This is a genomic window from Hyphomicrobiales bacterium (assembly GCA_017642935.1).
Taxonomy (GTDB): domain Bacteria; phylum Pseudomonadota; class Alphaproteobacteria; order Rhizobiales; family MH13; genus MH13.
Genome location: JAEPOK010000001.1, coordinates 406928 through 419292, shown reverse-complemented (window position 1 = coordinate 419292; position 12365 = coordinate 406928). Strand labels below are relative to the sequence as shown.

Genomic DNA, 12365 nt, shown 5'->3' with positions numbered 1-12365 from the left:
AGACATCCATGTCTGAAATTCCACACCTTCTTGTTCACGAGCAGGCCGACAATGTCGGCGTTGTCGTGGTTGAGGGGCTAACTGCAGGTACCGACATGCTGTGCTGCATTACCCACGACAATTCAACGTTCCGCCTGACCGCCAAGCACGATGTGCCCATTGGCCACAAGATCGCGCTGAAAGACCTGAAAACGGGCGATACCTGCATGAAATACGGCGAAGACATCGGCAAAATCGTCGCCGACGTGGCGCAGGGCGAGCACCTGCACACCCACAACTGCAAAACTAAGCGCTGGTAGGACCGAAAATCATGGCATCGAAATATTCAAACATCACTTTCCATGGCTACCGGCGCGAGAACGGCCGCGTCGGCGTGCGCAACCACGTGCTGATTTTGCCGGTGGACGACATTTCCAATGCTGCCTGTGAGGCGGTTGCCAACAACATCAAAGGCACGCTGGCGATCCCGCACGCCTATGGCCGCTTGCAGTTCGGCGAAGACCTGGAATTACATTTCCGCACCATCATCGGCACAGGCGCCAACCCCAACGTCCACTCGGTTGTGGTGATCGGCATTGAGCCGGGCTGGACGAAGCGCATCGCCGACGGCATCCGCAAGACTGGCAAGCCGGTTGCCGAGTTCTCCATCGAGCAAAAGGGCGATTTGGAAACCATCCGCGCTGCGTCCTGGGCCGCCAAGGATTTCGTCCATCAGGCGTCGGAAATCCAGCGTGTAGAATGCTCGGTCAAAGAGCTTTGGGTGTCCACCAAATGTGGTGAATCCGACACCACCACCGGTCTGGGTTCCTGCCCTACCGTCGGCAACATGTACGACAAGCTGCTGCCTGAAGGCATCACCGGCTTCTTCGGTGAAACGTCGGAGATCACAGGCGCCGAGCACATCTGCCAGAAACGCGCCATCAATGAAGAGGTTGGCGAGCGCTGGTACAAAATGTGGAAGGCCTATCAGGACGACGTCATCTTCGCCCACCAGACCGATGATCTTTCCGATAGTCAGCCAACCAAAGGCAATATCGAAGGCGGTCTGACGACCATCGAAGAGAAGGCCCTGGGCAATCTGGAGAAAATCGGTCGCACGTCGCAGTACATCGACATTCTTGAGCCAGCCGAAGCGCCCGGTCAGGGCAACGGTCTCTATTTCATGGACTCCTCGTCTGCAGCTGCCGAATGCGTGACGCTGATGGCCGCCGGTGGCGCCGTCATCCACACTTTCCCGACTGGGCAAGGCAATGTGGTCGGCAACCCCATCGTGCCGGTGATCAAAATCACCGCGAACCCGCGCACCGTGCGCACTATGGGTGAGCATGTGGATGTCGATGTGTCCGGCATTTTGCGCCGCGAGCAGACCATCGATGAGGCGGGTGATGCCTTGATCGAAATGATCCGTCGCACGGCCAATGGCCGCAACACGGCTGCCGAAGCGCTGGGTCACCGCGAGTTCTCGATGACCAAGCTCTATCGCAGCGCCTAAAACCCCTCCCATGCGGGCGGCTCGAACGGCCGCCCGCAACCAGGACATGCCTCATGAGCGACATGGTTCGTCTCAGCCTTGAAGACGCGAACGCGCTGGTGTCATCGGCCTTTGTCGCCAATGGCGTGCCCTTGTCGACGGCCGATAGCGTTGCCCGCGCTTTGGTCGGGGCGGAAGCCGAGGGTCAAGCCGGCCATGGGTTCTCACGCATTGACGACTATGTGGCACAAGTTCGAAGCGGCAAGATTGCTGGCAACGCCAACCCACAGACAGAGGTCCTGGCGCCGGGAAGTCTGCTGACCGATGCTAAGTTTGGCTTCGCCTACCCGGCCCTTGAACAAGCCATTGAGGAAGGGGAAACTGCAGCTGAAACTCAGGGCGTCGCCACGATGGCCGTGACCAACTCACATCATTGCGGTGCCCTCGCCCAGCATGTCGAAGCGCTGGCCACCAAAGGGCTGGTGGCAATGATGTTTGCCAACGCACCCGCAGCGATTGCGCCTTGGGGGTCGTCGGTTCCCGTCTTTGGCACCAATCCCATCGCCTTCGCCGCACCACGCCAGAATGCGTCACCCCTGGTGATCGACCTTTCGCTGAGCCGTGTAGCGCGCGGCAAGGTCATGCATGCGGCAAAAACGGGCGCGCGCATCCCCGAAGGATGGGCGCTCGACGCCGGCGGCAATCCGACCACCGACCCGCACGAAGGCCTGAAAGGAACCATGGTGCCGATTGGCCGCGCCAAGGGGACGTCGTTGGCTCTCATGGTGGAGATTTTGGCAGCCCTGCTCACAGGCGCTGCGATGAGCCGCCAAGCGTCGTCCTTTTTTACCGGCGAAGGCCCGCCACCGCGCGTTGGACAGTTCTTGATCGCGTTGAAGCCGCACGAACAGTCTGGATTTTCCGAGCGGCTGGAAGAATTGCTGACCACTATCAGCCATCTGGAAGACGCGCGTTTGCCCGGAGAACGCCGCGCGGCAAGCCTTAAGGCCGCACGGGAACACGGTCTGGATGTGCCCCGGCATTACGTCCAGCAAGTACAAGCGTTGGCCGAGGGCGAGGCGCGCCTGGCTGGTGGTCAGCGATGATCGATCAAGCCAACATCGCGCTCAGTGAACCGCCAGACACGTGGTGGCAGCGCCTCTACGATTTCTTCCCCGGTCTAGCGCTTGCCGCGCTCATCGCGATGGCGAGCCAGTTCATCGCTGATAACTCACAAATCCCAGCCATGCTGATGGCGCTGGTCATCGGCCTGATGCTGAATTTTTTGTCGCAAGTCCCGCGCTGCAAACCGGGGATCGCCTATGGCGCCAAACCTGTCTTACGGATCGGTGTGGCACTGCTCGGCGCGCGGATCAGTTTTGAGATGGTGACCGGTCTAGGTCTGCCGACTGTCTTGCTCATCGCAGGCGCTGTTTTTGCAACCATTGCCTTTGGCCTGGTGACCGCACGGCTTGCAGGGTTTCAATATCGCTTTGGGTTTCTGTCAGCCGGCGCCGTGGCCATTTGTGGGGCATCAGCAGCCATTGCTATCGCCGCCGTTCTGCCACGCGATGAGCGCTCAGAAGATAGGCTGGTCTTCACCATTGTCGGCGTCACGGTGCTGTCCACTGTTGCCATGATCGCCTACCCGCCCGTGACGCACTTTTTCGGGCTCAGCGACTATGTGGCCGGTGTGTTTCTCGGCGCCACCATCCACGATGTGGCACAAGTTGTCGGTGCGGGTTTTTCCATTTCCAACGAGGCCGGCGAGACGGCTACGCTGGTGAAACTGCTACGCGTTTCGATGCTGGCACCCATTGTGATCGGCGCGGCCCTCATTATCCGGTTCGTCAGCGCCACACGGGAACGGGATGGCGAGACGAGCAGCGCCCGACCGCCGCTGATGCCGGGCTTTGTGATGGTGTTCGTTCTGCTCGCCACCATCAATTCACTTTTTGCCGTCCCGCCGATCCTCACCCAGGTCGCCGCCACGCTTTCAGGCTGGCTGCTTCTGCTCGCTATTGCCGCCGTTGGCCTCAAAACCCGCCTTAGCGATGTGGTCAAAGTCGGCAGATCAGCTGTGGCATTTCTCGTTGCACAGACCCTCTTCATTGCAATCTTCTTCGGGCTCGGGCTCCACGTCCTGGGTGTTATCGCGCTTTGGTGATGCCCCCCGATGGCAACCGATAGGAAAGGACACCATGTATAATTCTATCCTCATCCCCGTCGCGCTCGACCATGAAACGCTCGTCGCGCAAAAACTTGTCCGCGCCCGCGAAATGCTGGCGCCGGGCGGCAAGATCATCCTTCTCACCGTGCTGGAACAGGTCAGCGGCTTCGTCGCCGAGTTTGTGACCGTAAAGTCGGAAAACCATCTGACAACGAGCATCCTTGGTAAGCTGCAAGCTGTAGCTGGCGATGCCCCTGACCTTGAATGCAAGGTGATCACAGGTAAGCCAGGCGTCCAAATCGCCAACTACGCCCATGAGAACGGCATCGAACTGATCATCATGGGCTCGCATGCCCCTGGCGCCACTGATTATGTGCTGGGCTCGACCACGGCGCGCGTTGTCCGCCGCGCCCACTGCTCGGTGTTGGTGCTGCGTTAATCGCGACCGATGTTTGAGGGTGGCGCCAGCGCGTGTCACCCCACGCGTCACGGCACAAATCACAGCCAAAATCACGCCAGCGATTGACTCTTGGCGCTGGGGAGTCTGTTATAGAACAAAACAGGAACATATACTCTTAAGGCTGTGAATCACATCATGGGCCAACCGATAAACGCGTCCGCCGTAAACTTACGCCGCCAATTGGAGGCGCTAACCCCCCGTGACCATACATGGCGTGCGCGTGGCCAGCTTGCCCTGGGTGTTCCTGCCATCGATGCGCATCTGAAAGGCGGTCTGCCGCTGGGGCTTTTGCACGAAGCTTACGCCAGCGAGACCGCCGATATGGCCGCCACCAGTGGCTTTGCTGCGGCGCTTGTCCAAAGGGCCACGCTCTCAAACCGTTCTGAAGATGCACGTTCCATTGTGTGGATCCGCCAAACGATGAGCGAAAGCGAAACAGGCCGGCTTTATCCGCACGGGTTAAGCGGCATCGGACTTGATCCGGCCAATCTCATCAGCGTGCGGGTCGGCAAGCCGATTCATCTTTTATCTGCCGGGCTGGAGGCGGTGCGCTGCGCCTCTCTCAGCGCCGTTATTATCGAAGCCTGGGGATCACCCAAAGAGCTTGATCTGACCGCAACGCGGCGCTTGGCGCTGGCCGCCGAACACTCAGGCACAACCCCTTTTTTGTTGCGCGCCGCCACCCAAGAGCAGGCAAGCACCGCCTTCACCCGCTGGCAGGTGCGCGCCGCGCCCTCACGGGCTTTGGCAGCGGGCGCCCCTGGATATCCAACCTTCGACATCACCCTTTTACGCAACAAAGCCGGCACCCACGGACAAAGCTGGCGTGTGGAGTGGCACCATGAGCTCGGCCAGTTCAAATCCATCGCAACAGAGCAAGCCATCACGCGTATCGCAGGCGAAAAACGCTCAGCCGGTCAGCCGCTCCCCGGCGAGCCGCTATCTGGCGGTGTGGTTTCCGTTTCTGCCCGCCGATCGCTTAAGGCGGCAGGCAAGCCATTGGCCCGAACAGGATAAGGCTCCGATCGTCTTCATCGAGAAGCATCGCGGCGCGATGCGGCTCGCAGCCGTCAGCCAAACTGCGCTGACGCTTGGCCTGACCCCTGGTCTGACACTGGCCGATGCAAGGGCGCGCGTGCCGGAGCTTATCGCCGTCGATACCGACCGGCCCGCCGACAGCGCGCTTCTGGACCGCATGGCCGATTTCTGTGATCGCTACACACCTCTGGTCGCCTTGGATGGCGCCGATGGCGTGGTGCTCGACATCACCGGCTGCGCCCATCTTTTCGGCGGCGAGAGCGAACTGCGCAACGATCTAAGCCTCCGCTTCACGCAAGCCGGCATGGAGATCGCCTCTGCCATCGCATCCACCCCCGACACGGCCCGCGCCCTTGCCCGTTTTGGCAAAGGTGGCATCGTGCCCAAAGGCGCCGAACCCGCTGCCATGGCCACGCTGCCCGTGGCTGCACTGGGCATTGGCCACGACACCTGCGTCGCCCTGAACCGCGCCGGGCTTGCCACCATCGGCGATCTCGCCACCCGGCCGCGCGCACCCTTGGCGGCGCGTTTCGGCAGGGATCTGCCCACAAATCTGACACGGGTTCTTGGCGAAGAAGACATCGCCATCATTGCCCGCCGCCCCTTGCCCCAATGCACGGTGGAGCGTCGGTTCGGCGAACCGATTGGCCGCGAAGAGGATGTGCTGGCGACCATCGAGCATTTGATGGGCGAGGCTGGTGCGATGCTGGAAAAGCGTGGGCAAGGCGGCACGGCATTCGAGGCAAGCCTGTTCCGCACCGATGGTGCGGTGCGCCGTTTGCGCGTGGAAACGTCCCTGCCCACCCGTGCAGCCGCGCCCATTTTGCGACTTTTCCGCGAGCGCATCGACACGCTCGCCGATCCGCTTGATCCCGGTTTCGGCTACGACCTTCTACGTCTGTCGGTGGCCGCCTGCGCGCCGTTTGCGCAGCCTCAGACCAGCCTTGATAGCCATGAAATGGCCGATGAGGAGGTGGCCGCGCTTGTCGACACGCTTTCAACCCGGCTCGGCAAGGACGCGGTACTGCGCTTTGCCAGTGCGCAAACCCACATCCCCGAGCGCGCCGCTTATGAGGTCGCCGCCAAGGACTATCCTTCCAAACAGCTGACCGATCAGATCGCCATGCCGGACCTTGTTTGGGACGCCGGCCATCCTGATGAACCGCCGCGCCGCCCCCTCCACATGTTCCAGCATCCGCAGCGCATCGAAGCGCTGGCGGAAATTCCCGACGGACCGCCGCTGAAATTCCGTTGGCGCCGCGTGCTGCACGATGTGGCACGCGCCGAGGGGCCTGAAAGGATCGCTCCGGAATGGTGGCGGCTCGATGATGCCAGCCTCACCCGCGACTATTACCGCGTGGAAGACACGCAAGGCCGCCGTTTCTGGGTGTTCCGCGACGGGCTCTACGGCCAGGAGACCGAGCGTCCCGGCTGGTTCGTGCACGGACTTTTCGCCTGATGCCAGACACGAACCCCGCCTTTGCCGATCTTTGCGTGCGCAGCAACTTCACCTTCCTGCACGGCGCGTCGCATCCTGGCGATCTGGTGACAGAGGCCCTGGCGCTCGGCCATACCGGGATCGGGATCGCCGATGAGAACAGCGTCGCCGGTGTCGTGCGCGCCTACAGCGCTTTGAAAGAACTTCGCGAACACGAAGACGCCTCCGTGCGCAAAGCAGCCGAGAGGTTTCAACTGGTCGTTGGCGCACGGCTGGTTTTTGCCGATGGCACACCGGACATTCTCGCCTATCCGGAAAACAAAGAAGGCTGGGGCAGGCTCTGCCGCCTTCTCACGCTGGGCAAGCGCCGCGCCGAGAAGGGCGACTGCCTGCTCACCTGCGAGGACCTGTTCAGCCACGCCCGCGACCTGCTTTTGATTGTCCTGCCAGACACCGGCGAAGCGCGCCTCAAGGCAACGCTCCAAGCGCTCAACCACCATGCGCCGGGCGCGGTCTGGCTCGCCGCCACCATGGGTCGCAAGGGCGATGATCGCCGCCGCTTGGCCGCGTTGAAAACGCAAGCCGACAAGGCAGGCGTGCCGCTTCTGGCGACCAACGACGTCCTCTATCACGCGCCGGAACAACGCGCCTTGCAAGATGTGCTCACCTGCATCCGCGAAGGGTGCACGCTGGATCAGGCTGGCAAGCGACTGGAAGCCAATGCCGAACGGCACCTGAAACCGCCAGCGGAAATGGCCCGCCTGTTCAAGGATGTACCGGAGGCGTTGACCGAAACGCAGGCCGCTCTCGCCCGCATCGACTTCACGCTTGATCAGCTTGCCTACACCTACCCCGACGAGCCCGTGCCGCCTGGCCGAACCGCGCAGGACTGGCTGGAGGAACTGGTCTGGCGCCACGCGCCCTACCGCTACTACCACACCGGCGTATCGGAGAAGGTCAAACGGCTTTTGAAGGACGAATTGGCGCTGATCAAACAGCTAGACTACGCGCCCTATTTTCTGACGATCCACGAGATCGTGCGCGTCGCGCAGGACAAGGGTATTTTGTGCCAGGGGCGCGGCTCGGCTGCCAATTCCGCCGTCTGCTACGTGCTGGGCATCACCGCTGTCGATCCGGCCGAACACGACCTTTTGTTCGCTCGCTTCATTTCATCAGAGCGCAAAGAACCGCCCGATATCGACGTCGATTTTGAGCATGAACGACGCGAGGAGGTCATCCAGCATATCTATGAGCGCTATGGCCGCGACCGGGCAGGCATCGCCGCGACCATCGTGCGCTATCGCCCGCGCAGCGCCTTGCGCGAGGTCGGCAAGGCTTTGGGGCTGACCGAAGATGTCACTGCCCGCATGGCCGGCACCGTCTGGGGATCGTTTGGCCGCGAGGTGAACGCCAAGCACATGCGCGAAGCCGGCCTCGATCCGGCCAATCCCATCGTTCACCAGGTGCTTGACCTTGCCCATCAGATCATGGGCTTTCCGCGCCATCTCTCCCAACATGTGGGCGGTTTCGTCCTCACCCGCGACCGACTGGACGCGCTGGTACCCGTTGGCAATGCGGCGATGGACGATCGCACCTTCATCGAATGGGACAAGGACGATATCGACGCGCTTGGCCTGATGAAGGTTGATGTGTTGGCGCTCGGCATGCTGACCTGCATCCGCAAGGGGCTCGACCTGCTCAAAGAGCATGAGAAGCTGCACCTTGAAATGCACGACATCGAAGAGGGCGATGAAGACGTCTACGACATGCTCTGCCGAGGCGAATCCATCGGCGTGTTCCAGGTGGAAAGCCGGGCGCAGATCAACATGCTGCCGCGCCTGAAACCGCGCGAGTTCTACGACCTCGTCATTCAGGTTGCCATCGTCCGTCCCGGCCCGATCCAGGGCGACATGGTTCACCCCTATCTGCGTCGGCGAAATGGCGAGGAAGAGGTGGTGTTTCCCGAGCCCGCCCCGCCGCATGATCCCAAGGAGCTACGGCATGTGCTCGGGCGTACGCTTGGGGTGCCGCTGTTTCAGGAGCAGGCGATGAAGATCGCCATGGTGGCTGCAGAGTTCAGCCCCGAACAGGCCAACGGCCTGCGCCGTGCCATGGCAACGTTTCGCCATGTCGGCACGATCCACAAGTTCGAAGAGATGATGGTCGAAGGCATGGTCAAGCGCGGCTATGAGCGTGACTTCGCCGAGCGTTGCTTCAACCAGATTAAGGGCTTTGGCGAATACGGCTTTCCTGAAAGCCACGCCGCCAGTTTTGCCAAGCTGGTCTACATCTCCTCCTGGATCAAACACCACCACCCGGCGGTGTTCGCCTGCGCCCTGCTCAACGCTCAGCCGATGGGCTTTTACGCGCCCGCACAGATCGTGCGCAACACGCAGGAGAACCATGTCGAGGTGCGCAAAGTGGACATCAACCACAGCCACTGGGACAACACGCTGGAGCGCGAAGACGGCGAGCTGGCGCTGCGCCTTGGCTTTCGTCAGGTCGATGGCTTTCACCAAGAGTGGGCGGACAGACTGTTTACCGCTCGAACCGAAAACTACGAGAACGCCGAAGATCTTTGGCAGCGTGCCCGCCTGCCCCACCGGGCGCTCAAGCTTCTGGCCGAGGCCGATGCGTTCCGCTCCACCGGGATGGACCGCCGCGAGGCACTTTGGGCCGTGCGGCGCCTTCCCGATGATGACCCCCTACCCTTGTTCGAAGCCGCCAACCGCAATGAACTGAGCGCCGAACCCGATGCCAAGCTGCCCACCATGGCGCTGAATGAGCACGTGGTCGCCGACTACCAGACCATTCGCCTGTCGCTGAAAGCTCATCCCATGGCACTTCTGCGCCCGCAGTTCGATGCCGAAAAACTGCTCACCTGCCAGCAAGTGGAAAACGCCCCTGATGGACAATGGGTGAAAACGGCAGGCGTGGTGCTGATCCGCCAACGTCCCGGCAAGGGCAACGCCATCTTCATCACGCTGGAAGACGAAACCGGCATTGTGAATGTGGTGCTTTGGGCGAGCCGCTTTGAACGCTTTCGCCGCGTGGTGATGGCATCAAAGCTGATGCAGGTGATGGGCCATGTTCAGCGCAGCAAGGAGGGTGTGATCCACTTGATGGCAACGTCTTTGAAAGATCGCACCGATGCCTTGCAAAGCCTGTCCACGCTGCACGCGGCCTCCAACAGCCTGGCCCGAGCCGATGAGGTTCTCCGACCCGTGCTTTCACGCGCCGACAGTGTGAAAGCCGGGCTTGTCCGCGATGCCCGTTTGCAGGACGCGGTGCCAAGCCGCGGCGCCCATCCACGCGATGTGCGCATCATCCCCAAATCACGCGATTTTCACTGAAGGTCCGGAGCGCCATCAGTCCGTTTTTTTCAGCGCATACTGCGTCATCAGCGGCCCGACGATCTCAAAAAAGATGGTGCTGGCAATGGTGATCGTCACCAGCGTCTCGCGATACTGCGGGAAGTGATCGCTGGCGACCAGCGCCATGCCGATGGCAACGCCCGCCTGCGGCATCAGCGCCATGCCCATCAAGACCCCTTCGCCAGCGGGGAGGCCAGACGCCTTGCCGCCAAGCCAGCCGCCAACCAGCCGCGCGCCAAACCGCAGGACGCAATAACCGACACCGGCAACGCCGAGCGCCATCAACGCTTCAACATGCAGCGAGGCGCCGGCCATGACGAAAAAGAGCAGCAGAAACGGCCATTCGATCCGCTCAATCTCATGAAACGGCCGATCATGGTGACGGGCAAAATTGACGATCACCGCGCCGCACACCATGCCGGTCAAGAGGAACGAAACCTCAAAATAGAGCGAAAGGCCGGTGCAGAGCATCACCACGCCAATCGCCTCCACCAGCGAGGGTTCGCCTTGCTTCAACCTGCCCGTCAAGTAAGCCGCCGGCAGCCCGATCGCAAAGCCAAGGACAATGCCACCACCAGCCTCATAGAAAGCGTGAAACACGGCCCCGCCATCGGTGCCGTTGCCAAGCAAAAGAGCGGCAAGTGTCAAAAGCACACTGAAGGCCAGAAGGCCCCAAGCATCATCGATGGCGACGATGCCCGTGAGATTGGTGACGAATTTGCCTGTTTTGCCCGACTGCCGGATGACATCATGCGTAGCCGCCGGTGCGGTGGCCGCGGAAATACCACCCAGCAGCAGAGCGATGGGCAGCGGCACGCCGAGCAGATAAAGCCCACCGGCAACAAGCGTGATCGAAACGAGCACGACGATGATCGAGATGAGCAGGATTTCCCGGCCATGCGCCGCCAGCGTCGCCCGGCTCAGCGAGCTGCCAAGCAGAAACGCCACCATGGTCAGCGCAAGATCGGTGTAGATCGGGTTGCCGTCGGCAATTGCGTCCGGCAGCACATCCAGGATGGGTGGGCCAAGCAGCGCACCAAGCAGCATCAGAAGTGTGACGCGCGGAACATGCACGATCCGCCCGAAGGCATCCAGTGCCAGACCACCCAGAAAGAGGACGCCGATAGCAACAAGCACCAGCGCGTGCGATTGGGCGAGATCCATTCAGCAATCCATGCCGGTCAGAGGGGCAGACGGTCCGACCGGCACGCGGCCACTAGGGCCTTGTTAGCGAGGCAATATCTACGCTCACCTGGCCGCTCAGGTCCTCAAGGCTGTCATAAAGCAGTTGCAGCGCATAGTGAGGATTGTGCGCATACGCGCCATGATCCTTGGCGATGAACTGGTAGTTGTAAGCAGCCTTCAACAGGCGCGGGGTCCAAGCGGCATAGCGATTGGGGAACGCTGCTTCGCCGTCGCTGACCTCGCCATCGCCGTTGGTGTCGATGAAGAAATACGGGAACTGATCGGCATAAATGATCGGCGTCCCAGCGACATCGGCGCCATAGGCCTGGATGGCAGCGTGGAGCTGGTCATGCAGTGTATGGATCGGGTTGGCGATCCCTTCGGACGTATCGCCGTCGCCGTCCACATCAACCTGTGTCGTGCGGATGTCGGCAAACTCCTCAGCACCAGTGTGGCACGCAGCGCAGGTTTCGATCGCCGCCGCCGGCTCAAGGCTGTGCGGCTGGTGGCAGCTTGTGCAGGTCGCAAAGTCCGGCACGTGCGTGAACTGGCCCTTATAGTCACGGCCTGGATATTCGAACCCACCACCGGTAATCGATCCCATCAGCGTTGCTGCTGAGGGCGCGTAGTGGACGTTTATAAAGCTCAGATCTTCCGACACCGAATCCTCGTCCAACCCATCGGTCGCTGCCACAACGTCGGTCCCGGCATTACGGCCTTGATGACAGACAGCGCAGGTCGCCGAGCTGCCAAACGTGTCAACGCTGACGCCGGACGGGAAAGGAACGCTGACCAGCACCGCCGATGCCTCGCTATGGCACGCCGCGCAATTCACCGTGCCGCCGGTGGGCATCGCCATCGGCGCGACACCTGCCTGATCCATTGCGCCGCGCACATATTCGATGAAACCGAAGCTCGTATGGCAGGTCGCACAGGTTGCCGGGATTTCGCCATCCTCATCCCAATGGTGGAATGCATCGCTGGTGATGTCGGCGTGTGGCGATGCAAGCCAAGCCTCGACGATGCTTTGCAACTGAACGATCGCGTTCTCTCCCGCATCATCTTGAGCGGCCACCTGACCGGCGGGCAGCCCGATCACGGCGATCAAAACGGCAACGGCGAAGATTTTGGGGATGCGCAAAGCTGAAAGGCACATGGAGGTCGATCCTGTCCTTGAGGGAAGGGAAGCCCGACTGGCCCTTCGGTCTTACCCTGTCGCTCCGCCGACG

9 protein-coding genes are annotated in these 12365 nt (G+C 61.4%); 7 read left to right on the top strand and 2 right to left on the bottom strand.

The genetic code is table 11. From position 1 onward, the window contains the following. Positions 1-8: 8 nt before the first annotated feature. From JJ917_01975 to JJ917_01945, 7 genes are all read left to right on the top strand, one after another. Positions 9-299: a UxaA family hydrolase gene (locus JJ917_01975; GenBank protein MBO6697579.1), complete on the top strand. Its 291-nt coding sequence runs from the start codon at positions 9-11 to the stop codon at positions 297-299. 11 nt (positions 300-310) lie between these two features. Further along, entirely contained in the window at positions 311-1492 is a 1182-nt protein-coding gene (locus tag JJ917_01970; protein ID MBO6697578.1) for a UxaA family hydrolase, read from the top strand. Positions 1493-1554: 62 nt separating this feature from the next. Continuing rightward, on the top strand, positions 1555-2577 hold the full coding sequence (locus JJ917_01965; protein ID MBO6697577.1) for an Ldh family oxidoreductase: 1023 nt from the start codon (positions 1555-1557) through the stop codon (positions 2575-2577). Beyond that, positions 2574-3638, top strand: coding sequence for a putative sulfate exporter family transporter (locus tag JJ917_01960; GenBank protein MBO6697576.1), 1065 nt, complete (start codon positions 2574-2576; stop codon positions 3636-3638). Before JJ917_01965 ends, JJ917_01960 begins: the two co-directional genes overlap by 4 nt. Positions 3639-3672: 34 nt before the next feature. Continuing rightward, entirely contained in the window at positions 3673-4080 is a 408-nt protein-coding gene (locus JJ917_01955; protein MBO6697575.1) for a universal stress protein, read from the top strand. An 862-nt stretch (positions 4081-4942) separates the two neighbouring features. Further along, the gene (locus JJ917_01950) at positions 4943-6598 is read left to right on the top strand and encodes a DNA polymerase Y family protein (protein MBO6697574.1); all 1656 of its coding nucleotides are present in this window, start codon (positions 4943-4945) and stop codon (positions 6596-6598) included. Continuing rightward, on the top strand, positions 6598-9930 hold the full coding sequence (locus tag JJ917_01945) for an error-prone DNA polymerase (protein MBO6697573.1): 3333 nt from the start codon (positions 6598-6600) through the stop codon (positions 9928-9930). The genes JJ917_01950 and JJ917_01945 overlap by 1 nt, the downstream gene beginning before the upstream one ends. 15 nt (positions 9931-9945) lie before the next feature. Here JJ917_01945 and JJ917_01940 read toward each other — a convergent pair whose 3' ends face one another. Together JJ917_01940 and JJ917_01935 are read right to left on the bottom strand one after the other, a co-directional pair. Continuing rightward, a complete protein-coding gene (locus JJ917_01940; GenBank protein MBO6697572.1) occupies positions 9946-11115 on the bottom strand; it encodes a cation:proton antiporter in 1170 nt (389 codons plus the stop codon). Positions 11116-11167: 52 nt separating this feature from the next. Next, positions 11168-12292, bottom strand: coding sequence for a polyheme membrane-associated cytochrome C (locus tag JJ917_01935; GenBank protein MBO6697571.1), 1125 nt, complete (start codon positions 12290-12292; stop codon positions 11168-11170). Positions 12293-12365 lie beyond the last annotated feature (73 nt).